Source organism: Thermosphaera sp. (genome assembly GCA_038827615.1).
Classification (GTDB): domain Archaea; phylum Thermoproteota; class Thermoprotei_A; order Sulfolobales; family Desulfurococcaceae; genus Thermosphaera.
The window spans coordinates 544189-569573 of the sequence record JAWBNK010000001.1; the positions used below are offsets into that span (position 1 = coordinate 544189).

General features: G+C 42.2%; 20 protein-coding genes. 12 read left to right on the forward strand and 8 right to left on the reverse strand.

Features of this window, described 5'->3' with window-relative positions; all coding sequences use genetic code 11:
- Nucleotides 1-163 precede the first annotated feature (163 nt).
- Genes QXH45_03120 through QXH45_03140 form a run of 5 tightly spaced genes read left to right on the forward strand, consistent with a single transcriptional unit; the run spans nt 164 to nt 7287 of the window.
- Nucleotides 164-1186, forward strand: coding sequence for an MFS transporter (locus QXH45_03120; protein ID MEM2078234.1), 1023 nt, complete (start codon nt 164-166; stop codon nt 1184-1186).
- 55 nt (nt 1187-1241) lie between these two features.
- Nucleotides 1242-4148, forward strand: a complete 2907-nt coding sequence (gene leuS, locus QXH45_03125) for a leucine--tRNA ligase (GenBank protein MEM2078235.1) — start codon at nt 1242-1244, stop codon at nt 4146-4148.
- Between the two features lie 51 nt (nt 4149-4199).
- Nucleotides 4200-5282 (forward strand): SufD family Fe-S cluster assembly protein, encoded by a 1083-nt coding sequence (locus tag QXH45_03130; protein MEM2078236.1) that lies wholly within the window; start codon nt 4200-4202, stop codon nt 5280-5282.
- Nucleotides 5283-5319: 37 nt separating this feature from the next.
- Nucleotides 5320-6648, forward strand: coding sequence for a dihydroorotase family protein (locus QXH45_03135; GenBank protein MEM2078237.1), 1329 nt, complete (start codon nt 5320-5322; stop codon nt 6646-6648).
- Nucleotides 6649-6663: 15 nt separating this feature from the next.
- Entirely contained in the window at nt 6664-7287 is a 624-nt protein-coding gene (locus tag QXH45_03140; GenBank protein MEM2078238.1) for a MarC family protein, read from the forward strand.
- A gap of 5 nt (nt 7288-7292) precedes the next feature.
- Here QXH45_03140 and QXH45_03145 read toward each other — a convergent pair whose 3' ends face one another.
- Nucleotides 7293-8084, reverse strand: coding sequence for a cation transporter (locus tag QXH45_03145; GenBank protein MEM2078239.1), 792 nt, complete (start codon nt 8082-8084; stop codon nt 7293-7295).
- A gap of 193 nt (nt 8085-8277) precedes the next feature.
- Here QXH45_03145 and QXH45_03150 point away from each other — a divergent pair, with 193 nt between their 5' ends.
- From QXH45_03150 to QXH45_03175, 6 genes are all read left to right on the forward strand, one after another.
- Nucleotides 8278-8517 carry a ferredoxin gene (locus QXH45_03150; protein MEM2078240.1) on the forward strand — a complete coding sequence of 80 codons (240 nt, stop codon included), beginning with the start codon at nt 8278-8280 and terminating at the stop codon, nt 8515-8517.
- Between the two features lie 37 nt (nt 8518-8554).
- Complete coding sequence (locus tag QXH45_03155; GenBank protein ID MEM2078241.1) at nt 8555-9805, forward strand: M20 family metallopeptidase; 1251 nt, start codon at nt 8555-8557, stop codon at nt 9803-9805.
- A 68-nt stretch (nt 9806-9873) separates the two neighbouring features.
- Nucleotides 9874-10509, forward strand: coding sequence for a hypothetical protein (locus QXH45_03160; protein MEM2078242.1), 636 nt, complete (start codon nt 9874-9876; stop codon nt 10507-10509).
- Nucleotides 10510-10527: 18 nt separating this feature from the next.
- Nucleotides 10528-12042: a biotin carboxylase N-terminal domain-containing protein gene (locus tag QXH45_03165; GenBank protein ID MEM2078243.1), complete on the forward strand. Its 1515-nt coding sequence runs from the start codon at nt 10528-10530 to the stop codon at nt 12040-12042.
- A gap of 122 nt (nt 12043-12164) precedes the next feature.
- Nucleotides 12165-14657: a phosphoenolpyruvate synthase gene (gene ppsA, locus QXH45_03170; protein ID MEM2078244.1), complete on the forward strand. Its 2493-nt coding sequence runs from the start codon at nt 12165-12167 to the stop codon at nt 14655-14657.
- Nucleotides 14658-14730: 73 nt separating this feature from the next.
- Nucleotides 14731-16062, forward strand: a complete 1332-nt coding sequence (locus QXH45_03175) for a cyclic 2,3-diphosphoglycerate synthase (GenBank protein MEM2078245.1) — start codon at nt 14731-14733, stop codon at nt 16060-16062.
- On the opposite strand, the gene QXH45_03180 is transcribed toward QXH45_03175, so the two are convergent.
- On the reverse strand, nt 16059-17639 hold the full coding sequence (locus tag QXH45_03180) for a metallophosphoesterase (GenBank protein MEM2078246.1): 1581 nt from the start codon (nt 17637-17639) through the stop codon (nt 16059-16061). The two genes, QXH45_03175 and QXH45_03180, sit on opposite strands and share 4 nt — an antisense overlap.
- A gap of 88 nt (nt 17640-17727) precedes the next feature.
- On the opposite strand from QXH45_03180, the gene QXH45_03185 reads away from it, so the two are divergent.
- The gene (locus QXH45_03185) at nt 17728-19290 is read left to right on the forward strand and encodes a PINc/VapC family ATPase (GenBank protein MEM2078247.1); all 1563 of its coding nucleotides are present in this window, start codon (nt 17728-17730) and stop codon (nt 19288-19290) included.
- A 202-nt stretch (nt 19291-19492) separates the two neighbouring features.
- Here QXH45_03185 and QXH45_03190 read toward each other — a convergent pair whose 3' ends face one another.
- The 6 genes from QXH45_03190 to QXH45_03215 all read right to left on the reverse strand — a co-directional run bounded on the left by QXH45_03190 (nt 19493) and on the right by QXH45_03215 (nt 25037).
- A complete protein-coding gene (locus QXH45_03190) occupies nt 19493-20137 on the reverse strand; it encodes a class II aldolase/adducin family protein (GenBank protein MEM2078248.1) in 645 nt (214 codons plus the stop codon).
- 138 nt (nt 20138-20275) lie between these two features.
- Nucleotides 20276-20752 carry a ferritin-like domain-containing protein gene (locus QXH45_03195; protein ID MEM2078249.1) on the reverse strand — a complete coding sequence of 159 codons (477 nt, stop codon included), beginning with the start codon at nt 20750-20752 and terminating at the stop codon, nt 20276-20278.
- A gap of 623 nt (nt 20753-21375) precedes the next feature.
- On the reverse strand, nt 21376-22617 hold the full coding sequence (locus QXH45_03200) for a dicarboxylate/amino acid:cation symporter (protein MEM2078250.1): 1242 nt from the start codon (nt 22615-22617) through the stop codon (nt 21376-21378).
- Nucleotides 22618-22794: 177 nt separating this feature from the next.
- On the reverse strand, nt 22795-23730 hold the full coding sequence (locus tag QXH45_03205; GenBank protein ID MEM2078251.1) for a trypsin-like peptidase domain-containing protein: 936 nt from the start codon (nt 23728-23730) through the stop codon (nt 22795-22797).
- A gap of 122 nt (nt 23731-23852) precedes the next feature.
- The gene (locus QXH45_03210) at nt 23853-24152 is read right to left on the reverse strand and encodes an MTH1187 family thiamine-binding protein (GenBank protein MEM2078252.1); all 300 of its coding nucleotides are present in this window, start codon (nt 24150-24152) and stop codon (nt 23853-23855) included.
- A 48-nt stretch (nt 24153-24200) separates the two neighbouring features.
- A complete protein-coding gene (locus QXH45_03215) occupies nt 24201-25037 on the reverse strand; it encodes an alpha/beta hydrolase (GenBank protein ID MEM2078253.1) in 837 nt (278 codons plus the stop codon).
- Between the last annotated feature and the right edge of the window lie 348 nt (nt 25038-25385).

The window sequence follows — 25385 nt, forward strand, 5'->3', positions numbered from 1 at the left end:
TTAATAACGCGTGAGGGTTGGAATGAGAAGAGCTCTCATAGTGTTTATGTTGTTGGGTTTGGTATCCCTTTTTGCGGACATCACATATGAGGGGGCAACATCAATCAGAGGAGGATATCTATACCTCATAGGAGCCACAGCAGTAGTAGCAGGCTTTGTTAGAGTGAGCGAGATAGTAAATTATTTCACTCGCTTTTTGAGCGGCCTATTAGGCGATTACTTCAAAAGCTCGAAAACCTTGTGGGGTCTTGTCATCATTGGATATGCTATAAATGTGGTGGCTATCCCACTTTTAGCGTTTGCTAGGAGATGGGAAGAAGTTCTGGCATTAGTTATTCTTGAGAGGATGGGAAAAGGTTTGAGAGCCCCAGCTAGAGATGTAATTTTATCAGAGGTTTCCGAAGAGATGGGAAAAGGGCTCGGCTTCGGGATTCATGAGTTTCTCGATCAGTTTGGAGCCTTTTCTGGTCCGCTGATAGCTTCAATCATATTGTTGAAAACCGGAGGAGACTACGGCTCAGCGTTTATAGCTCTAGGATTTCCAGGACTCGTCGCCGTTGGCTTTGCGATATCGTCAATGATCCTCTATCCAAATCTAAAGACGTTTAACCTTTCCAAAAGAAGTGTTGGAATAAGAGGGCTTGGCAAAACCTTCTATATTTATTTGGCTGGCTTAATGATCATGTCAGTAGGTTTTCTCAGTTGGGACTTATTCACATTTTCAATTAAATCTGAAGGAATAGTGGGGGACGAAATAATACCTCTGTTCTACACAGTAGCAATGCTTATAGATGGATTGGTTGCAATCCCCATAGGCATTCTTTACGATAAAATAGGAGTTTCAAGCATTATATCTGCACCGGTAGCATTGATAGTCTCAACACTATTCCTATCTCCCCGTGCAGAGCTCCTTTTTGTATATTCCGCTATATGGGGTTTTGTAATGGGAGTGTTCGAGACAAATGTTAGAGTAGCCGTTTCAGATATAGTAAACCCGGTACAAAGGTCCCTTGCTTACGGAGTCTTCGGCTTGTTTTATGGGTTCTCACTAATGATAGGCGGTCTTATCCAGGGAGCTGTCTATTCATGGGGATTTACTTATCTTAAGGCCCTTATAGTGGTCTCTGAAACCATATCAATTGTAATATTCTCATATCTCGCTTATTCTCTTCTTCGCAAACAATAAACTTAGATTAATTAATTTAAGCACTATGTTATTATTAAGACTTAGGTGTTTGTGCTTGATAACTGGCAATAAAAGGGAATTCATCGAGTGGTTAAGAAACATTGAAACGAAATGGCAGAAGAAATGGAAGGAAATGAGGATTTTTGAGCCAAAAGTGGAAAAAGAAAAGCCCAAGTACTTCTTGACAGTCCCTTACCCCTATACTAATGGACCTCTTCATATAGGTCATGGGAGGACGTATACTGTTGGAGACATTATTGCAAGGTATAAGAGGCTCATCGGGTTCAACGTGCTCTTTCCCATGGCCTTTCACATTACTGGGACACCGATAATCGCTATCTCCGAAAAAATTGCTAAGAACGATGCTAAAACGCTAGATATGTATCGGACATATATTTCTTACTACATAGATGATAAAGAAGAGGTAGAAAAGATTCTTGAATCATTCAAGGATCCCTTGTCGCTCGCAACCTTTTTCGCTGAGAAGGTTCAATCTGATTTTGAAGCCTTGGGATACAGTATAGATTGGCGTAGAAAATTCCACACTGGAGAGCCAATATACAATGCTTTTGTAACATGGCAGTACGAGAAATTGAGAGAGCTAGGCGTGGTTGGAAAAGGAGAACACGTGGTAACATATTGTCTCCTACACAGGCAGCCTGAAGGGGAGGACGATATTCAAGATGCGGATGTTAATCCTGTCGAGATACTAGAGTACACTGGGATTAAATTTAAGATAATTGATAGTGATGCATACCTGCTTGCTTCAACCCTTAGACCTGAAACGCTTTTAGGAGCAACTAATCTGTGGATTAATCCTGAAGCCGACTATGCATTGTTGAGTTTTAACGGTGAAAAAATCATTGTCTCTAAAAAAGCTTTCGTTAAGCTAACACACCAGCATCCTGAAAAGGATATTCAAATAGTTGAAGTATTCAAAGGAAGAGAGCTTATTGGAAAACGAGTATTATCTCCGCTCGGTAATGAGCTAATTATTCTACCAGCAGGCTTTGTTGACCCTGAGAACGCTACAGGAGTCGTTTACTCCGAACCTAGTGATGCTCCATACGATTATGTGGCATTAATGGAGTTAAAGACGAATAAAGAGTTGATCCTTCGGTACGAATTAAACCCGGATGTTATTAACGCATTGAATCCAATACGTATCATCGAAGTTCCAGGTATTAATGATCACCATGCAAAAATAGTCGTAGAGAAGTACGGAATCCAGACCCAATTTGATGAGAAACTTGAAGATGCCACTAGAGAAGTCTATAGGGAGCAGTTCTATAATGGAAGGTTGATCGTTGACAATCCAGAGTTCAAAGGCTTGAGCGTTCCTGAAGCAAGAGATAAGATGAAATCCAAACTGCTAATGGAGGGCAAAGCGATTATTGTGCATGAGCTGAATCGGAAAGCATATTGTCGGAGCGGAGGGGAGATAATAGTAGCTAAGATAAAAGACCAATGGTTCATCGATTACAGCGTTCCATGGTGGAAGGAGAGGACGAAAATACTTTTGGAAAAGAAACTCCAGATAGTGCCACCCAAATATCGTAAAGCCTTCCAAGATGTTATCGAATGGATAGAAAAAAGACCGTGTGCAAGAAAAAGAGGACTAGGGACGAAACTTCCATGGGATAATGAATGGATAATAGAGAGTTTAAGCGACTCAACCATCTATATGGCCTTTTACACCATTGTTCATAAAATAAGAGAGCACAGGATTCCGCCGGAAAAGCTAACAGCGGACCTTTTCGATTATATATTTCTCGGAAGGGGAGATGTAAATGACGTGAGCAATAAAACTGGGATACCATCTGAGATAATTGATGAAATGAGAAAAGAGTTTGAATACTGGTATCCAGTTGATCACAGGCATACTGGGATTCCTCACATTAGCAATCATTTAACCTTCTACCTCTTTCACCACACCGCCATTTTTCCAGAGGAGAAGTGGCCTAGAATGATTTCACTGAACGAGACGGTTATAAGAGAAGGAGCAAAAATGTCGAAGAGTAAAGGGAACGTCATTCCATTAAGAGATATTGCTAAGATGTATTCAGCGGACTTATTTAGATTTTACATTGCGGGAGCCTCGAGCCTCGACAGCATCTTGGATTGGAGAGAGAAAGAGATAGAGTTAGTATTGGACAGCCTCTACAAGTTTGCTAACCTCGTAGACTCCCTAAAAAACATCGAGGGTTTTATTCCCAATGACTACTATGGCAGATGGTTTACTAGTAAATTCAGGAAAATCTTAACAGATTCAAGGAAAGCCATGGATTCTCTTGAGATAAGAGACTATTTACAAATCGCATTTTATAGAACTATGAATCTCATTGAACAATATCGAGACTTGGTTGGAGAAGAATATTTGAAGGCTGTAAAATACGTTGTTCCCGATTGGCTTAAGATCCTAAGCCCTGTAATACCCCACTTGGCTGAAGAATTAAATGAAAGGCTTGGTTCCGATGAACTAATAAGCACGTCGAAGTGGCCCTCTGAAGAAAAATATCCAGTTGAAGAGGAGTTAGAGGGGCTTGTTGATTCGCTGTTTTCCTTGATTAACGATGTCAAGAAAATAGTTGAGGTTATGAAAAAACCAGCCTCGAGAGCTGTGATAGTCGTAGCACCCGAATGGAAAAGGGAGGCTATTCGTTTATATCTAGAGAAGAAGAGCATTAAGACTCTCATTGATGAGTTGAAGGGAAAATACAATTTGCGAAATAGAGAATTGGAGATCGTTGAAACCATTCAGTATTTCCAGAAAAACCCTAATGAAGTAATCGTCAAAACTACGAGTAGGAACGAGTTCGACATTCTGAAAAGTGCTATTCCATTTATTGAGAGGAAGACGGGGTTAAAAGTAGAAGTACTATGGGAAGATGAAGCAAGGGCTCGTGGAATACCCAAGAGCGAGAAATCTCAGCCTTTAAAACCAGCCATATACATAGAATAGCGCGTAGATTTTTCCTATAAATTTTGAAACAATATAAGCTGGATGGGCATAATGGCTGAAAGAAACAATCTGGGGAATTTTACATTAAAGACTGGTCTCCCTTTTCCCGATGAAGTTTCGAGCATAGTTTTCAATGAAAAATTGTTCATGACATCTTATTTGAAAACTTTAGCTGGAAAGGGGATAATAATAGAAGAGGTGAAAAAAGCCTATCTGAAGCCGGAGTATAGAGATGACATTGATGAAGTCTTCTCTGCGAATAAAATGAATAGCGAGATTTTGAAAATTGAAAATCTAACTGGATTGTTCGTAAAGGTGCCTACTGGGCTAGTACTGGATTCTCCACTGTATTATTGCTTTATCTTGGGTTCGCGCGGATTCTATCAGAAGGTCTTAAACGTTATAAAAATAGAGGACAATGCTAGAGTTACTTTAGCGAAAGGATGTGCTGCCATCGTTGATGAAGGAGTTCACTCAGCATTAACGTTAATCAGTATTGGTGAAAAAAGCGACGTTACAAGCATAATGATTCATAATTGGAGGATCAACGTAAAAGTCGGGGCTAAAACTAAAGTGGATGTTGGCATAGGCTCGGTATTCAGGGAATACTACGTCAAACTAACTCCGGTGAACACTATAAGCTTGACAAGCGAGATAGACGCCCAGGCGTATTCCCGGGTTGAAGTGTACTCTTCGACTGTGGGACACAAAAACTCTCGCATAAATCATAACACTGTTGTCAGGTTGAAGGGGGAGGCCTCTTCAAGTGTAGTAAACGTTAAGAGCGTTGCTCACGATGGAGCGTTTGTGAAGCATAACATTATTTTAGAGGCTTTAGCCGATAGTACTAAAGGTCATGTGGAGTGTAGTGGCTTGCTCTTAGGTAATGCTATTTTCGAGACAATTCCTGCATTGAAGTCAACATCTATGAATTCCGAGCTCACGCATGAGGCGAGCTTGGGGAGAATTAAAAGCGACGAGATTTTCTATTTGCTTACGAGAGGTTTAAACGAGGAGGAAGCCGTGAGGCTTGTGGTTATAGGGTTTTTATCACAGCTTTACAGCGGTCTTCCAAAGCAATTAAGAGAATATTTGGTATCAATAACTCGAATGTTTGTTTCAAAAACTCTTTAACAGTAAAACCATATAATCAATTATAGAGGAGTCGAGCTTGACTCAATCATTCTTAATAAAAAACGTTAAAATACCGGTTGGAGGAGAACTTGTTGAAGGATCTATTTTAATTGAAAACAAGTATATCACAGCGATATCTAAGAAAGACTTTCAAGCCGACTTCGTCTTGGATGGTAAAGGGTTTCTCGCTATCCCTGGAGGCATAGATATACATGCTCACGTGTACGATCCCGAGAAGCCTGACCATGAGGATTGGACCACAGGAAGTCTCGCAGCAGTTTACGGCGGTATAACTACTATAGTGGATATGCCATTAAGAGTTTTTGTTGACAATATTTCAAGAGCTATGGAGAAGATAGAATCGGCCAAGAGGCATTCTTATGTGAACTTTGGAATAACAGGTGGATTTCTAAATGACCGGAATTATGACTCGATAGATGAACTACTTAAAATAGGTATAAGGACATTCAAAATATTCACTTGTCGCCCCTTCACAACAACCGAACAATCTCTCGCTAGAATTTTCAAGAAGGCTTCTACCAAGAATGTAGTTCTAATAGCACATGCTGAGGATGAGGGCATATTGACTATTCGTGAGGAGGAGTACAAATCACAAAACGATATAGAGGCGTATCATTTGAGTAGAGACGGCTTAGCCGAGGCAGCCGCAATCATGAAACTAGGATATTACTCTCTTGAAACAGGGGCGTCCTTGCACATAGCACATCTTTCAAGCAAGGAGGGCGTGGAGTCATTAGAATTCTTGAGGAAAAGAAATGCAAAAATCACGTCTGAAACATGTCCCCATTATTTATTTTTCACTCGGGAAGACAGCAAGAAATACGGAACATTTCTGAAAATGGCTCCAACGTTAAAGACTAGTGTAGACCGGGAGGTTTTGTGGAAAGCCCTCTCTGAGGGCATTATTGACGTGTATGCAAGCGACAATGCTCCTTCACCTAGAGAGTTGAAGGAAACCGACGTGTGGTCTGCATGGGGTGGAATCCCTAACCTCGAGATTATGGGGCCCTTTTTGTTCACCTACGGGGTCCTCCAGAGAAGAATAAGTCTTCACAGATTCATAACAGTTTTTTCGAGGAATCCGGCGAAGCTTCTCAACGTGTACCCTACGCTTGGGGAACTAGCTGTTGGTAGTGTTGCCGACATCGTAGTCCTAAATACTAGAGAACCCAGAACGATCTCGTCTAGAAATCACCACCATAAGGTGGATTGGACGCCTTGGGAGGGAACTACCCTTTATGGACACTCATATCACGCTGTAGTAAGTGGGGAACTAGTGCTAGAGGAGGGTGAGCTAGTGGGAAGGCCCGGTGATAAATTATATATCGGCTTTATCAATAGATGAGAGAAGGGTTGAAATATGACGGACATGGTGATAATATTTATCTCTTATTTTACTCAACTCCTCGCTATAATGAACCCATTCTCGGCAATCCCTACTTTTATATCCCTGACCGAGGGTTTATCGCATGTTGATAGGGTAAACATCGTGAAGAAGGCGTACTTGGCTGGATTAACAATATTGATTTCTTTCACTCTAATAGGTAAGTACATCCTTGAAGCGTTTAACGTTTCACTACCAGGCTTGAGAGTAGGCGGTGGGATAATATTGATGACAATAGCTTTGGATATGCTTGGAGAGATGCCTAGGACCAAGCAAGTGAATCCTGGTGATATTGCAGTTGTGCCGATCGCCACTCCTCTCATAATTGGACCCGGCACGATTACCACGGTGTTGCTATTGACTTCGACCGATTCATCCCCAATCAACATCTTATTGGTTTTTGTTTCAGGATTGGTGGCTTGCACTGCTACTTTCGCGATACTTTTGGTAAGTGATAGACTCGTCAAGTATTTGAAGGTTTCGACAGTGAAGGCTATTGGCAGATTCATGGCGTTAATTATCGCTGGCGTAGCCGTTGAGATGATTGCCTTGGGTGTTTCTCAATACTTCCGTGAACTCTCCTTGTGTCATTGCCCATAACCGTGTTAAGAATCAATTTTCCCCTCGACGCAGAGGTCTATTCCGTAATTGTTTTTCAAAATAGCCTTGAATTTAGCAACATCTTCACTCCTAGGGTTGCCCCTCAATAGTAAGTCTCCGTGAAACTTCGCTTGAGAAACTTTTCGTAGCCTCAGACTTTCAATCTTAAATCCATGTTTACCAGCCTCATTAACGATAGTCTCATAAACCTCCAATGGGGGAGCCGAGTCGACCATTATTTCGATCAAATCTCCTCCAGCGCGAAAAAGTTCATAGAATATGAACCCGGTGAGTGCAATAGCCCCAACGTAGTCTATCATATATGAGTACACCGCGCCCCCTAGGGTAGACACAATTCCAACTCCAGACTCTATGAACTCACTGGCAGTGAACTCCCCGTACGTCCTGAAACCAGCTGACATTCGCCTAGATAATAGCACTGGTGGAGCATACGCAACTATAGATGCCACTGCAAGATAGAATGCCTCGAGGCCGACTCTGTACTCCCTTGTAGATGCTAGTCTAGAAATGGATATTCCTGCTACGAACGAGTAGGACAACATAGTAATCAATACACCCACATACTCAAACCTCTCATGTCCGAAGTGGTGATCTGAGTCTGGTGGCATGACAGTCCTTCTCCTCAAAGCCAAGACTGCGAATAACGCGAGTAGGTTTGCAAAGCTCGTCAAAGCGTCAACAAATAGCGCATTGCTTCCGAAGATCAATCCCCCTGTTACTTTCAGAAAGCCCCCGGCGATACTACCAGCAATTATTAATGCGAGTTTTCTATTCATTTTAACACCCTTTCGTGATAAAAGTATTAAAGAAGAGAGACTTTTAATAATCCATGATTCACCCGTGATGAGCCACGGCGTGATGACTAGGGGATGATATAGTCCCGCATATCTGACAACAAAGTTTCCGTGGAGCTTACGGCGTTATGTTTTTTATTTACCTTAGAATTCAAAATATCTTGTGGTGAAACCTATGGCTCAATATAGGGTGAAGATAGAACCACGCGAAAATTGTATATCCGACATGGTGTGTGTCTCTATTTGTCCAGACGTCTTCGAAATGAATCCCGACGACAACAAGTCTCAAATAGTGGAGAAATATAGAAGCGATGGAAATATTGCGGTGGGAGTCATACCCGAGGACTTGGCCACCTGTGCACAGGACGCTGCGAATGCGTGCCCCGTGCAAATAATCATGGTGGAAAAGGTCTAAATCTTTTTTTAAAAACATCATCGTTTTACATTAAGCATTGGACAGGTTGGTGATGTTTTTCATGGAAGATGTCTTTAAACAGGTCCTAGACATCTCTAGGACAATTCTGATCAATAGCGTGAAATACCCAACGGTGTTAGGAGAGTATTATGAGGATTTGATAGATTATTATGCTGAAGAGTTATCCAAATACGGGATACACGTTACGATCCACAGGGTTCCGGATGAATACTCGAAAAATGCTCTGTCAAAACAATTCAACCCAGATAAGCCTAGGTACATCCTGATGGCCAGAATAGGGAAGGGAAAGAGAGTCTTACAATTTAATGGTCACTACGACGTTGTGTCTCCGGGAGAGGGCTGGACTACTGATCCATTCAATCCTGTCGTGATAAACGGCAAGGTTTACGGTCGTGGAACAACGGACATGAAAGCGGGTATAGCGGCGTTTTTATCTGCTATGATTTACTATGCGATTAAGGGAGAGGAGCCTGATGTCATTGTTGAGGGTGCGGTGGTTCCAGATGAGGAGATAGGAGGCGCGACCGGAACTGGGTATTTGGTCAATGAATTATCAAGCCGTCCCGATTTCGCCGTGATTGCTGAGCCCTCTGGGATTGATAACATCTACATTGGTCACCGGGGCAACGTATGGGGGATGCTGAGAATCCATGGAAAACAAGCACACGGCTCAACTCCATGGCTCGGAGATAATGCATTTGAAAAAATGATTGTTTTCGCAGATTATTTTATAAGAAATTATAAACCACTGCTTGAAACCAGGACGAGTAAGTTTAAATACGAAGATCCTCGCGCTGCACATCCATCAGTGACGCTAGGGGGACGGCTTGAGGCTCCCGGTTCAATTAATATCGTTCCAGGTCAAGTGGGATTCAGCATTGATAGAAGGTTAATCATCGAGGAAAATTCAGACGACGTGATAAGAGAGTTAAAGGAATTCGTGGAAAGTGCTTCGAGGAATCTTAATATAGATGTTCAATTTGAAGTAGTAGAACGTTCAAACCCGGTTTACGTAGACGAGAATCATCCCTATTTAACAATGCTCTCTAAAGCGATTAAAGAAACACTAAATGTCGAGCCCTCCAAAAGCATTTGTGTGGGGGGACTGGACTTAAAGTACTATCTAGCTAAAGGAATTCCTGCTGTTGCATATGGTCCAGGAGAAGTATCGATGGCTCATAAGGCTAACGAATACGTTTCACTTCAAAACCTCTATGATATTATAAAAGTCTACATTAAACTTATTGATCTTTTTTCTGATATCTAACCCGCAATACTTGTGAGGTATTCAAGTTGAAATTTTTTCAGGAATTCAAGAATTATTACACAATTAAGATGAGCTCAGTATTCAAAGCTATTTTATTTCTTGAAGACTTCAAGGAGGAGGCTGAATGCGATCGTTTATACGCTGAATTTATCGGTAGTAAACTAGTTGTGAACCCTGAAAAATGTAACTCAGAAGTGTTCGAGGCTTTGAATCATTATTCCAATCAATATGAAATACAAGCTGAAACTGGTAGAGTATTCGGTGAAATAGAAAGATTTTATTGGAAGATCGTCGAGCTCTATGCGGAGGGTCTTAGGCCTGTTTTGAGAAAAGAGCTCTTTAAATCCCCTGGGTCGAAAATAGAGTATTTTCTCTTGGTAAGTCCCCTAGGAGATGGGGTTTTACTTGAAGGAGAGATGGGAAAAGTAAAAATACCTTGGATAGAGTCTTTTTTCACTGCTCACACTCATCCTGAAGAGACTCTTACTCCGAGTTTCACTGACTTAGAAACTATTGTTAAATCTCTAACTCTTCGAAGTGTTGGACACTCAATAGAAGGGTATTCTCGAGGGATGGTTATTTTTAGGATAAAGCCGCTTACAGTTGAACAACTTTTTTACCTCAAAAATGTTAAAAGAGGTGATCTATTATCTTTTATTGAAAGACTCAATCGTGTCGATTCAATAAGGATTACGTATCTTTGATCGATGGAGCGGTTCCATATGCCGTTTCGAATATTTATTGCAAATAGGGGAGAGATAGCCATAAGGATCGCGAAGACCGCTTGGGAGCACGGCTTTATCCCTATCGGTATATACACGAAAGAGGATGAGCATTCTCTTCATAGGAGATATTTGAAAGACGATAGGGAAGTCTCCAGCTATCTCGACATAGAGGAGGTGGTTGATGCTGCAGTTGAGTTAGGCTCTGACGCAGTGCATCCCGGGTATGGATTTCTAAGCGAAAACCCAGAGTTTGCAAGAGAGGTTATAAGACGTAATATTTTATTTATAGGTCCATCACCCACTGCTATGGAGCTCTCGGGGGATAAATTGAAGGCTAAAGAGGTTGCAAAAAAGATTGGGATTCCAACCTTGCCATGGATCATTGTTAAAGATGAAAAGGACATTGAGGAATTCGCACGAGAGCACGGCTATCCAGTTTTATTAAAAGCGGTGGGTGGCGGAGGTGGTAAAGGCATTAGACTTGTACGTGAGGGAGATGACCTAGGAAAAGCTATTGAGGCAGCTTCTAAAGAGGCTATGAAAGCTTTTAACGACCCCAGGGTTTATGCTGAGCCATTTCTACAGAATGTCAAGCATATCGAAGTTCAGATCATTGGCGATGGTGAGAACATAGTTCATCTTTATGAAAGAGAGTGTAGTGTTCAGAGACGTTTCCAGAAGATAATTGAAGAGGCCCCAAGCCCCTTCTTAAATGGGGAGGAAAGGAACGTTATCACCAGCCATGCGGTAGAGTTGGGGAAAGCCATAAAATACAGTAATGCTGGAACGGTTGAAATGTTATTTGACGTCTCAACTAGGAGGCATTATTTCATGGAGATTAATGCAAGGCTCCAAGTCGAACATCCGGTAACGGAGATGATAACGGGGCTTGATATTGTGTTAAAACAAATAGAGGTAACCATGTACAAGGTCCTGGACTTGAAGCAACACAACATCTCATTTCGAGGACATGCAATTGAAGCTAGAATATACGCGGAGAATCCTGTTTTCGAGGAACCGGCAGTGGGCGTTGTTAAGAACTACAAAGAGCCTTCAGGACCTGGAATCCGGGTTGATTCATCCATTGAAGCTGGTTCGAAAGTGACAACTGATTTCGATCCAATGATAGCAAAGATAATTGCTTGGGGTCCTGACAGGAGGATGGCGTTGCTAAGGCTTGAAAGAGGGCTAAAAGAGTTCGTAATAGACGGATTGATCACTAATATTCCTCTATTAAGAGAAATCATTAGGCACGAAGCCTTTGTCAAAGGTGTTTATACTACAAAATTCTATTATGAAAATATTGAAAACTTCCGGAGGGAGATATCAAAGAAAATCCGAAGCGAGGCACTAATTATTACAGGGCTTACGGAATTTGCTGGTAAGGATGTGACTAAGTGGCTAGAGACTTCAAAGAAGCATTTGCAAGCCCATGAAGAGAGCATAGTTAATTTGAAAAGAAAGGCCTGGTATTACTACATATCGACTAGAGATAAACTTAGAAGGAAATGATGGCGGTCCTCTTAAAGTGTTCAATTAGTATGCACGAATATATTCGAATATTTACGTAATTTTTATTAATCCTCATCGTTATTTTCTCACATGAATTAAGATTAAGATAGAGATGATATCCGATGAGCGATAAATCAACTCGATTCGTTCTATGGCTAGACGAAGTAAGAAAAGAAGACGTTCCTCTTGTAGGAGGAAAAAATGCTAACCTTGGAGAGATGATAGCTGCCGGAATACCGGTTCCCCCAGGTTATGCCGTAACAGCCTATGCTTTCAAGTATTTTCTCGATAAGACAGGTCTAGGAGAGAAGATATACTCTATGCTTAGGCAACTAGATGTTAACAATACTAAGGCTCTAGAAGAAACCACGTCGAAGATTCGTGAAATGATAATGAATGAACCCATGCCGAAGGAGGTTGAGGAAGAAATAAAGAAGGCTCACAGGAGGCTTGCGGAGAGGCTGAACATGCCGGTCGAGGCTGTTAGAGTTGCTGTAAGAAGCAGCGCAACCGCGGAAGACATGCCCGAGGCGAGCTTCGCCGGACAACAAGATACCTATTTGAACGTATATGGCGAGGACAAAGTAGTTTACTACGTTAAGAGATGCTGGGCAAGCTTGTTCACGGCTAGGGCAACATTCTATCGTGTCGCACAAGGGATTCCCCACGAAAGGACCTTGATGAGCGTTACTGTGCAGAAAATGGTCAACAGCAGAGCAGCCGGAGTCATGTTTACTCTCCATCCGGTAACCGGCGACGAGAAAGTAGCCGTGATCGAAGGGAGCTGGGGATTAGGTGAGTCAGTCGTAGGTGGTAAGGTAACCCCGGATGAGTGGGTTGTAAACAAGGACACAATGGAAATAATCGAAGAAAAGATCAATAAGAAAATATTCATGATAACATTTGACCCTGCAAAAGGAAAGAACGTTCACCTCAAATGGGATGATAAGTTAGGGAAGTGGGTGGCTGAAGAAGGAGAGACTGAGGCTCCACTTGCAAAGATAGCTCATCCAGACAAGCCTGCGTTGGATAAGAAAGAAGTGTTAAAGCTAGCTGAACTAGCCAAGTTGATTCAGAAACACTACAATAGACACATGGACATAGAATGGGCCGTGGACAGCGATCTACCCTTCCCGCAGAATGTCTTTATTGTTCAAGCCCGTCCAGAAACCGTTTGGAGCTTAAAGAAGGCTAAGGAGGAGAAGAAAGTCGAAGTCAAGGGCAAAACGGTGAAGCTGGGTGAAGCGAAAGTACTTATTAGGGGATTACCGGCAAGCCCCGGCGTTGGAGCGGGAGTAGCCAAAGTCATCCTTGACCCCAAGAGCAAGGAGGCAATGGAGTTCAAGGAAGGTGAAGTCTTAATTACTAAAATGACTGACCCTGACTGGGTTCCCTTGATGAAAAAAGCCGCAGCCATCGTTACTGATGAAGGAGGCATGACGAGTCATGCCGCAATCGTCAGCAGGGAACTCGGTATCCCATGTATCGTGGGCACAGGAGGAGCCACTCAAGCGATACCCAGCGGCATAGACGTAACCGTGGATGGCGGGAGAGGAGTAGTGTATGAAGGCATAGTGGAAGAGCTGGTTAAGCCCAAGGCAGAAGTTGCTCCTCAGGTATCAGGTGTTGCAGCTGTAGGGATAAGTTCCGAGCAACTTCTACCACTCTACCCAGTAACAGCTACAAAGATTTACATGAACTTGGGTGAACCAGACGCGATAGAAAAGTATAAGGATCTTCCATTCGACGGTATTGGATTAATGAGGATTGAATTCATTATCACCGACTGGGTCCAATACCACCCATTGTACTTAATTGAGATTGGTAAGCCTGAAGAATTCGTGAACAAGCTTGCAGAGGGAATAGCGAAGGTTGCCCAAGTCATATATCCGAGGCCAGTTGTTGTCAGATTCAGCGACTTCAAGACGAATGAATACAGGGGACTAAAGGGCGGAGAGAAGTACGAGCCAGACGAGAGAAACCCGATGATTGGGTGGAGAGGCGTTAGCAGATATATTCATCCAAAGTATGAGCCTGGATTTAGGCTCGAAGTTAGAGCTATTAAGAAGGTTAGAGAAGAATTCGGGTTAACTAATGTCTGGGTGATGTTCCCGTTTGTGAGGACGACTTGGGAGCTTGAGAGAGCAATTGCAATAATGGAGGACGAGGGATTAAAGAGGAGCAAGGACTTCAAGGTTTGGGCAATGGCTGAAGTGCCCAGCATAGCATTACTTGCAGACAAGTTTGCAGAATACGTTGATGGATTCAGTATTGGTAGCAACGACCTCACACAGTTGGTTCTTGGAGCAGACAGAGACAGCAATATCCTCGCAGAGATGGGATACTTTGACGAGAGAGACCCCGCCGTTCTTGAGGCCATAAGAATGATCATTGAAAAGGCACACAGCAAGGGAGCGACAGTCAGTATATGCGGGCAAGCCCCGAGTGTATACCCAGAAATTGTCGAATTCCTAGTGGAAGCTGGAATAGACAGCATGAGCGTTAACCCTGACGCAGTCATATCGACAAGGAGATTAGTGGCGAGCATTGAAAGAAAAATCCTGCTAAAGCGCCTTGAAAACGTGATGAATAAGCTTAACCAATTCCAATACTAATTTTTTTAAAAAACATTAGATTTCGAAACATATTTTTAATGGAGTCCTTAATCAATAATTACTGGTGTTAGGCATGCCGAGAAAAATAGTGATCTTAGGTGCTAGTGGAAGAGACTTCCACAATTTTAACACGTTCTATAGAGATAACCCAGACTATGAGGTCGTGGCTTTTCTCCAAACCCAAATTCCAGGAATAAGTGGGAGAAGATATCCACCAAGTCTCGCTGGACCCCGATATCCAGATGGAATACCCATCTTGAGCATGAATTATTTAGAGAATATTTCAAAGACCCATGGAGTTGAAGAGGCAGTTCTCTCTTTCAGCGATTTGACTTATGAGGAACTAGGTGGAATTGTTTCCAGAGTGGTGGGTGCAGGATTATCGTTCAAGATTCTGGGACCAATGGATACGATGCTGGAAAGCATTAAGCCAGTCATCGCTGTTACGGGGGTAAAAACTGGTGCTGGCAAAAGCATGGTTTCTAGAGAGTTCGCTCTTGAAATGAGAAAGAGAGGTCTCAAGGTAGGCGTAGTTAGACACCCGATGCCGTATGGTGATTTAGAAAAGTCTGCCGTTCAAGTTTTTCACGATTTCAGCGACCTGGACAAGTATGAGGCGACGATAGAGGAGAGAGAAGAGTATGAGCATTACTTGAAAATAGGTTTTTCCGTGTACGCGGGTGTTGATTACGGGAAGATACTGAGGATTATGGAGATGGAGAATGATATAATACTTTGGGATGGAGGAAATAACGACTGGCCCTTCTATAAGCCGGACTTCATGGTCACGGTTGCTGATGCCATGAGACCCGGGATAGAAGTATCATCATTTCCAGGGGAAATCAATTTGAGAATGGCTGATGGAGTAATAATTAATAAAGCGGACCAGGCTAAACCCGGGGCAATTTTGAAAATAAAGGAAAACATATCTTCAAGGAACAAGGATGCTCTTATAAGTGTTGCGGAGAGCGAAGTAGTTGTCGACAAGCCCGACTTGATATCTGGAAAGAAAGTACTCGTGGTTGAAGACTCTCCAACAGTCACGCATGGCGGTGCTAGGTATGCGGCAGGCTACGTCGCAGCAGTGAAATATGGTGGCGAACCAGTCGATCCCAGGCCATTCGCTACAAACTTCTTCAAGAAAATGTTCGAGGAATACCCGCACATGGGACCGGTTCTTCCAAGCACTGGATACAGGCCAGATCAATTGAAAGAGTTGGAGGAAACGATAAATAAGGCTCCGGTGGACACGGTCGTCTTGGGGACTCCTTCAGATATCACCAGGTTGATTAGGATAAATAAACCGGTTGTTAGGGTAGAATTTAGGTTGAAAATAATTGAAGGACCTGACGTAAAAGACTATGTCGAAATGTTCTTAGAGAAGGCATCTAAGAAGATAGTTTAGTGTTTTTTCAAAATCGCTAACACGCCAACTCCTATGCCAACGATGACTAGTCCCATTATAAGTAACAACTCTGTTTTAAGTCCTTCGTTCACTTTTGAAGGTGGCGTGTGATACTCAATGGTTGTCTGAGTGGGTGTGTAAGTTGTGGGCTCACTGGTCGTACTTGTTGTAGTGGTCAAGGTTGTTATCGACGTTGTAGTTGTTTCAGAATTAAAGGTGGTAGTGACAGTGGTTGTTGTAGTTGGGGACGTTGTCTCAATACTTGTTGTCGTAGTCGTAGACGTTGCAGTTGCACTTGTGGTAGTCGTAGTCTGAGAAGTAGCCGACGTAGTGGTTTTCGTTGTTGTAGTGGTTGTAGTTGTGGTAGGGGTTGGAGATGTTAAAGATATGGGTTCGTATAAGGATATCTCTCCCTCGATCCCGTAATGAGCTAATGCTAGATTGTCGCTTGGATAAAGCACTGTTGCATTATATGGGTCACCGGTCGTAAAGTAGACGTAGAAATCAGTAGCGTTGGTTTCAACTCGGTAATTATCGGTAGGGTTAATGTTGAACATGATGGTGGAATTAGGAGGCAGCCTGGCTACTATGTAAACGTCTACGCCTCCTACTGTGTACCTTATTCTTATAGGTAGTTCAACGGGATTTCCATAAACGTCTAATTTACTATTAACCACAATGTATGCCGTTGCGTTGAAGATCGAAACTTCTAGTGCCCCATTCTCTATCATTACGGGGGCGAACTCGTAGGTCTGATTCGGATACAGTATTAACCACATATACTGGTACTTGGAAACACACACAGCTCCTTCCTGGCAGTTTGAAGCACTGTATAATGGTGCTCCAGCACCGCCGGAAATTATCCAGTCTGTTTCATTGAATCGGTAGTAAGCCCAACCGTGCCAGTGAGCTTGGATGACAAGAGGTGGCCAACCGTGGATGCTCGCCCACTGGTGTATGGAGGCGTTCTTATCTGCTTGAATATTATGATTTACTAAGGGGTAGACCGGCCTATGCATCAACAGGATTATTTTACGCCCATTCAAGTCGGCTACTGCCTGGTCAAGCTGGTTGTTCCAAGAATAGATATCGCTCTCAGTGTCGAGCAGAGCTAATCTCCAACCTGGAATGGCGTCTATTATTGAATACTCGGGTCCAATATATTGTCTCCAATAGTTTCTACAGAGAGTTGGATTGTACACTAGTTCGTGGTTCCCTAGTAGGAACCAAAGGTTTTCCAATCTCGTCGAATTCATTATTTCATAAAAAACTGCATACTGAGACTCGTACCCATATCCAACATGATCCCCCAATCCTATTGTAGCTAAGAGGTTCAACGCGTCCATCTCGCCGACAAAGTAGTAGAATATGGGCGGAGGATAAGCCGAGTAAACATTACTGTTCCTATTATCTCCGAAGATCAACATCGGATACCATGGTAAATTTTGAGGAATTGGCTTCTCCCTTTGTTGCATGAGAGGAATGGGTGGAGCAGACTCCACTCTCTGTAGCAAGAAAGTGGTTGCGATGAAAGCCACCCCTATGAGCAAGAATATGATTGTAGTTTCAATCTTCAATACTTTTCACCCGCTAGGAATGGTATCAATAAGATAGCTTAAAAAGTGACGGTAAACCTTAACGTATTCTGAAGATACGGTGTTCGGTTTGAGTTTCAAACTAGTAGAGGAGAAGGTATATATCCCAGACTACTCGGGGATTGTCCAAGGTATCCTGGTTAGAATGATTGAGGAAGGAAAAATCATTGGGAAAATTCTAGTTCACAAGGGTTTGATCACAATTTTCGAACATCTAGCTTCTCAAGGAAAGGCCGTGGGTATGACTGGCTTAGAGGAGGTAAGGAGACTGAGAAGCCTCTATGAAAAAGGTCTAATCACCCTTGAATTCGTTGGAGAACGACCAAGGTTTGGTTTATCCGAAGAAGAGTGGGTGAGCGAGGTAAATTACAGCATAAGGGAGCTTGCTAGGAGTCTTGGGGCGGTTTTAGTCACTGGAGATCCCATACACTACAGAATTTCCCAAGCTTACGGACTCGAAGTATTGTATGTTGCTCCTAGAGAAAAGATTAAGCTAGAATTTGAGAAGTATTTCGACGAGGACACTATGAGTGTTCACTTGAAAGAAGGGGTCGAACCTTTAGCGAAAAAAGGTAAACCCGGGGAGTGGATTTATTCTATTTTGTCAAAAACTCCGCTTTCGAAGGAAGATATTGAGAAAATGGCTAATGAGATTATTGAGGAGTCTAGGAGGAGGAGTGACGCGTTCATAGAAATTGATAGAGTTGGCTCGACGATCATACAGCTTGGAGAGTATAGGATTGTTATAACGAGACCTCCTTTGAGCGATGGATGGGAGATCACTGCTGTAAAGCCTGTTAAGAAGTTGAAGCTTGAAGACTATAATTTACCAGCGGAACTTGTCAAGAGACTTGGGGAGAGGGCCGAAGGAATACTAATAGCTGGAGCACCAGGCATGGGTAAGACTACTTTTGCACAAGCCTTAGCCGAGTACTACATGAGACAGGGCAAGGTAGTAAAAACCGTCGAATCTCCTAGAGACATGATCCTGCCGCCCAATATAACACAATACAGTAAAAACTACGCTAACATGGGCGAACTTCACGATATTTTGTTATTGTCGAGACCGGACTACACTGTTTTCGATGAGATGAGATATGACGAGGATTTCAAGCTGTTCGCAGACCTGAGGCTTGCGGGAATAGGAATGATAGGAGTGGTTCACGCGACAACCCCGATAGATGCGGTTCAAAGGTTTATTGGAAGAGTCGAACTGGGCATGATACCTTCCATAATCGATACAGTGATCTTCATTAAGAATGGAGTAGTTGATAAGGTTTATGATGTAAAAATGACGGTGAAGCTTCCAACAGGGTTGAAGGAAGCCGAGTTATCCAGACCAGTGATTGAAGTTAGAGATTTCCTCACCGGAGAACTCGAGTACGAGATTTACACCTTCGGAGAACAAACCGTTGTAGTTCCAGTCAAAAAGCTGAGAGGAAAACCAAGTCTAATGGATAACATTATTGAAAACGTGAAGAAAACTCTCCCGGAGGCCGAAGTAACGATAGAAGATAATTCCATTATAGTAATAATCAGTAGGAACTTGTTAAAGACGTACAATAAGAGAGTGAAAAAACTTAGGAGGCTCGAGGAGAAATACAACATTCCTATCAAAATCCGAATAGTCTGAAACCAAAAACATTGATCCATTGAACTTCCTCATAAACCTTCTTATTGTAATATTTTGACGTTAAATTCTAATATAGAACTAAATCTCAAAGCAACCATATTGAGAATACTTGCTAAATAGGGATTTCTTCTGCTTATTAAAAGGGGAAAGTTTTTAAAAGCCATGCAAGTCTCCAATAGTAAGTTTTGAGTTCAAAAACGCTTTACTTTGATTCGTAAATCCTTCTAAGGAATATCGCTCTCTGAGACTCTACTACATCATCGGGTAAAACGTTGACGCGTCCCATGATTTTAGCCAATATATAAATCTGTGAAACACGTTCAACGAGTGTTAACACCTCTAAGGCCTGCTCCAAGGTTTTTCCACAAGCTACTACACCATGATTAGCAAGCAAGACTGCGCTCCTATCTCTTAAAGCCTCAACAACATTCTTAGCCAACCTTTCGCTTCCGAATGGAGCATACTCGGCAACTCTGACATCCCCTCCGGTGTACATGATCATTTCTTCGATAATCGGTGGTAAAGACTCTCTTGAAACGGCTAAAACACTAGAATACAATCCGTGGGCGTGCACAACAGCGCCCACATGTTTAAACTCTTTATAAATTGCTAAATGCATGGGCATTTCAACCGTAGGGAAAAGTGTTCCCTCCAATATCTCACCATTCGGGGAAACGACGAGAATATCCTCCACCTTCATTCTCGATTTTACAACTCCGCTCGGAGTAATAAGAATCTTATCATCACTTACTTTAACGCTGATATTCCCTGACCTCCCGTGATTAAGGCTCTTTTCCTCCATATATTTCATTGCTTCAACGATCTTTGATTTAACATCTTCGTACAAGAAAACACCGTTATAAAATATATTACGAAATGTTTAAAGCTTTTTACTAGAAACTCGCGAGACAGATAAACACTGTGAAATTATAGTTATTATGTGAAAAGTTTACGGGATTCTCATTTTCAAATAAATCAAATAGATTTACCCTCCTGGGGTCCCGTGCCATGGGCTTTCTTTCCAGATCGAGTCCCATAATACCTCTTCGCTAAGCAATTCCTTTTTTGCTAGCTTTTCTTTAATCATAGTTAATAACTGGTGATGGGTTATTTCATCCTTATATATTGCTTCAAGAATCAACTTGCATCTCGAGTCTGAGGCTTGTTCAATTAGTTCCTGGGTTTGTCTTATCATATCGGCCTCAGTCTTGATGTGGTGTTCTATTGATTCCGAAATCTCTCTATACTCTTCTTCAGTAAGGAATGGTGGTTCAGTTTTAATAAGCTTTACTAGGGACTCATACATTCGAGAATGTTTAAGAGAGTCGAGAGCTACTGCTGTAAACAATGCCGCTAAAACAGGGTGTCGGAACTTCTCGACAGTTCTCAATAACATCTCCGAATATTCCTTTTCCCTTAGGTTCATTTTTTCTAGCCTTTGGCTTAAATTAAGATTATTCATCGAATACACCGTTTTATTGTATTTACTAAAGAGTTAAAATATTTTCATGAAAAGCTACTTCTTTTTAAAAATCCAACTGTTGGTGAGAAACGATGTTGTTATTCGTTTAAAGCACTCGACTTCATTGAGAGTTTTCATTATCGTGGGTGTAAACTCTTAATGGAATCTTTTAAGACATGGAGATTTTCAGGTAACAATAAAGGTCAAGGTCTAGAGTAATCTAGGATACAATCTGGCATCTTTACGATTCATTAATCCTTCTAAGCGCGGTAGAGACGAATAAGAATGTTTCTTCCCGTAATGCCGTGAACTAGGAATTCTACATTCATTAGTTACTATTATCTTATCTATCAATACTGAAAGGAAAGTAGTAGGATTTGTCACGCCATCCTTTGATTTACTTAACCTTCATGAAAAATGACCTGAAATATTGAAAATACTTGAAAACAATTATTAAGTTTTTAAAATGAGCCTTTTACATAATTATGTATTAGTCAAATAGATTGGAAGGGATAATCATGAGCCAACCACAACAACCTAAGAAGGAGGAAAAGAAAGAAGAGAAAAAGAAGAAAAAGTGATGATTAAATCACATTTACTTTTTTATTTTTTTTTCAGTGCGATTATTCTCTCCACTTATCTTCATTGAAATCCTTAGTGATATATTTTGAGACTATAGTGGCTCCCAACGGGTCACCAATCACGTTTAGCATGGTTTCAAATGGATCTACCGCTGGGTGTACTCCAACCATCCACCCTGCGGCTTCAACCGGAATACCCAGAGCGGTCGCTGTTGCAACAGCAACTATCGCTGCACCCCCCGGTACTCCTGCTGCCGCGGTTGCACCGAGGAGGCCTAAGACAACAAGAGTTAGAACTTCTCCAAATCCTAAGGGGATTCCAAGTGCTTGAAGAGCGAATAAAGTGAATAACGTAATAGTCGCGCATGCTCCTTGCATGTTGATTGTGGCTGCCACGGGAAGTATCAGGGTCGCAACTTCTCTTGACACTCCTGCTTCGGTAGCTGAGTTTATTGTAACGGGTAGCGTTGCATTACTACTGGCCGTTGAAAAAGCCGTGATCATTGCTGGATAATACTTCTTCCAAAACCGTAGTGGGTTTAGCCTAGCGACTAAAATCATGATGAGAGGCTGGACTACCAATAGAACGATTAAGCCGCTAACGTAAAAAGCTAATACCAATTTCGCGAATGCTCCTACAGCTATGACTCCTACGATGGCTGCAACATTTGCCATTAATGCAAACACACCTATGGGTCCATACCACAATATAAAGTCTAACAGCTTGTAGACCACCGAAAGGAGGGATTCGAACAGTCTTGTCAAGAACTCTTTAACTTGTGGGTTAGTTCGTCCAATCATACCAACTGCGATGCCAATAAGGATCGCCGTGAATATTATTTGAAGCATTCGCAAATTGAGAAACATGTCAACGAAATTCGAAGGAATGATGTTCCTCAAGTAATCAACAATCGTTAAGGATACCGGGTTAACGTTTCCGCTACCTGGTAATTGCACTCCTTCGCCGGGCTTCAGCATTATTCCTATTGCATATGCTGTGCCAACAGATGCCAGTCCCGTAACCAACCAATATGGAAGGAATCCAAGGAATATCTTACCTAGTTTCAGGAGATCTCTCATGCTCATAGTAGCCCAAGCTATACATAAAAACACTAGCGGTCCAACAATAAACTTTAGTAAGGAGACATAAATGTCTCCCAGGAATGCTATGTTTTTAATGGGTTCTCCAACCGTGACCCCTACTATAAGACCTAAGACGGCTCCTACGAGCAACAATAATGGCCGTTTCCCAAGCTTAATCTGGAATACAAGCTCGTTACTCATTATTCATCACCTTCTAGTATATAGACGTATGTATCATAACGATAGATAAAGTTAAAAACGTTTCTTTTATTTTCGCTTAGGCGAGAATAAGAGGTATAGGATGGAGATATGTGTAAATGCCCTGATGATATGAAGCTTTACTACTCTTGGTCTTATTGAACAAAAACGTTGAAAATTTTAGTCGGAAGCCTGAGTCAGTATCTCAACGTCGACTAGGTGCTTGCTTGAACCTCTTTGGACTAGAAGAGTAACATATCCTTGTTCAATGCTCTCCTCCACGATTTCACGCAAATCGCTTGTTTTCCCAACGCGTTTCCCATTTGCTTCTAGTATGACATCTCCCTCCCTAACTCCTTCCATATATGCTGGAGTGCCAGGTATGCTCTTCACGACGAGCAAGCCTTCTTTAACTGGCAACCTGTAAAGAGAGGCAATGGTGGGATTTAAAGGAGCGACGTAAACCCCAATCCACGCTCTTACCGGTCTTCCATACTTCTCTATCATGGCAATAAACCTCTTTACCGTGTTAATAGGTATTGCAAACCCCAGGCCCTGAGCGAAAGGAATTATCGCCGTTGTCACTCCGACTGCCTCGCCCTCTAGATTGATAAGCGGTCCCCCGCTATTACCAGGATTTATAGCTGCATCAGTTTGAATCAAGTCCTCGAGAATTATGTTCTCGCCGACTATTGTCCTGCCCAACGCGCTGACAACACCCATCGTGACTGTATGCTGAAACATTCCTAAAGGCGAGCCAATGGCGAAAACTATCTCGCCTACCCTCAACTTACCCGAATCCCCCATTTTCAAGGGGGAGACGTGCTCATCTGTTCCTAGGAGAGCTAAATCCTTGGCAGTGTCGACAGCAAGTACCTCGGCTCTTGTTACATAGCCGTCTATAAAGCTTATGGTTACTCTGGCCGCGTTTTTAACTACATGAGCGTTAGTAACCACGTACTTCCGTGAGAATACGAAACCAGATCCGAACCCCTTCACTGGTTCAAAGCCAAACACGCTTAACGGGTGCTCTATGAGAGTTGAAACCGTAACTACAGAAGGCTTGACGTTTTCAACTATTTGAGCTATCTCATTGCTGAGGGATTTTAAGCTCATTATAAACCCTGACCGTATTTATCGCATAGGTAGTTTATTAAATCTATCTAGACTCTCTAGTTCAGAGTATTTAAAGAACTAGCTGATATGTAGGTAGATTGATCAAAAAGGCTCGAAAATAATCATGAATTGACGACTCGTTTGACTTTATAGTCCAAGCTGATTTCCTTGTCGAATCGAAGGTCTAGCGAAATATCAATGGCGACCCTATTCACGCCCTCGCCCTTCAATATGTTGATAATCTCTCCCGTAATTTCTGCTAATTTATCTAAGCTTTCAATTTCGAAAGCGGTACTAAAGGGGGTTACAACGTAATTAATCCCATGATTTCTTAAAACTTCAACGGCCTTTTTTACATGGTCGCCTATGCTGGACGAGCATGTTCCTATCGGAATCACTCGTATGTTAGCAAGTATTCTCATATAATCTCACTATGGTAAGTACAAAATAACTCAGTTTTTTTCATGCCTTTAAATTTTATCGCTTGAGAGGTTTTGAATCCATTTGAGAATATCCTCTAAGATTTTCTCCCCTCCGGGTTCGAGAAACAAGTTGTGACCAAAGTTGGAATATATAAGGAGTTTCTTATAGGGAGATTTTATTTTCTCAAAAGCCTTCTTAGAAGCTTCGACCGGGATAACGTTATCTTTCTCGCCGTGAATAATCAAGACGGGTACCGATGTGTTTTCTGTGTTCCTCCAAAATAGCGAAGCAGCTGTAATCATCTCGTTGATTAGTTTGGCCGTAACCGCGGATAGAATTAAATGAGGGTCCTTTATTTTTTCGAAAGTTTCCTGTTTCTGGGGGTTATGATCACGTAATTTCAGCTTGTAGCGCGGACTTATTTTTGACAACATCTTAAGAACTATCCTGTGAGAAGTTTTTAGCGGTATTTCCAGAGCAGGCGCCAGCGCTATTACTGCGTCCACGTCGTCTTTCGCGAAAATGCTGGCAAGGAGAACTATTAATCCTCCCATGCTGTGGCCCCAATAAATTATTTTCTTTCCACCTATCCTCCATTTGATGTAGTCCGCGAATTTTTCGAGATCTGATACATAGTCAAGGAACGAGTTTACATAGCCCTTATCGTCCACGCTAGCCGTTCTTCCATGACCCCTCTGATCATGCATGCAGAAAGCAATGCCGCTTTTAGCAAAGACCTCTCCAACTGGGAGGTAGACTCCACTGTGAGCTGTCAAACCATGCGAACCTATAATTAATATGTCAAATTTCGAATCTGGCAGTAGGCAACGATAGAAAACTCTTGATCCTGTCCCTAGCAGTACGAAATCCTCAATTTCGTTCATCAACCCACCTACAGAATATACATAAATAATAATGCTCAAATCCAATTATAACACCAATGTTTAATGCAACCGTAACCTCTGATTTGACGATTAAATTGCCGCTGGCTACGTAAACCTTTAACAGACCCGCTTGTTTTTGCAGAATATCTAGCTTTCATTAAAATGAGATAGGGGCATGGGATTCTAGAGGACCATGATGTTGGTGAAAGGCTTGGTGCAACCCGTATCAACTGGAAGGAGTACTGGTTTGGGAACCTCAGGTGGTGAATTTGGAGGTGGACAGATTAAGCATCATATCTTATGAGCTAAGAATGCGGGATTCATAGATCTCTCATTTTATTCAAAAAA

Coding starts and splice junctions, on each gene's coding strand:
- QXH45_03130 (MEM2078236.1), top strand. CDS start 4,200: ATGGCTGAAAGAAACAATCTGGGGAATTTTACATTAAAGACTGGTCTC.
- QXH45_03140 (MEM2078238.1), top strand. CDS start 6,664: ATGACGGACATGGTGATAATATTTATCTCTTATTTTACTCAACTCCTC.
- QXH45_03145 (MEM2078239.1), bottom strand. CDS start 8,084: ATGAATAGAAAACTCGCATTAATAATTGCTGGTAGTATCGCCGGGGGC.
- QXH45_03150 (MEM2078240.1), top strand. CDS start 8,278: ATGGCTCAATATAGGGTGAAGATAGAACCACGCGAAAATTGTATATCC.
- QXH45_03160 (MEM2078242.1), top strand. CDS start 9,874: ATGAGCTCAGTATTCAAAGCTATTTTATTTCTTGAAGACTTCAAGGAG.
- QXH45_03165 (MEM2078243.1), top strand. CDS start 10,528: ATGCCGTTTCGAATATTTATTGCAAATAGGGGAGAGATAGCCATAAGG.
- ppsA (MEM2078244.1), top strand. CDS start 12,165: ATGAGCGATAAATCAACTCGATTCGTTCTATGGCTAGACGAAGTAAGA.
- QXH45_03175 (MEM2078245.1), top strand. CDS start 14,731: ATGCCGAGAAAAATAGTGATCTTAGGTGCTAGTGGAAGAGACTTCCAC.
- QXH45_03195 (MEM2078249.1), bottom strand. CDS start 20,752: ATGAATAATCTTAATTTAAGCCAAAGGCTAGAAAAAATGAACCTAAGG.
- QXH45_03200 (MEM2078250.1), bottom strand. CDS start 22,617: ATGAGTAACGAGCTTGTATTCCAGATTAAGCTTGGGAAACGGCCATTA.
- QXH45_03205 (MEM2078251.1), bottom strand. CDS start 23,730: ATGAGCTTAAAATCCCTCAGCAATGAGATAGCTCAAATAGTTGAAAAC.
- QXH45_03210 (MEM2078252.1), bottom strand. CDS start 24,152: ATGAGAATACTTGCTAACATACGAGTGATTCCGATAGGAACATGCTCG.
- QXH45_03215 (MEM2078253.1), bottom strand. CDS start 25,037: ATGAACGAAATTGAGGATTTCGTACTGCTAGGGACAGGATCAAGAGTT.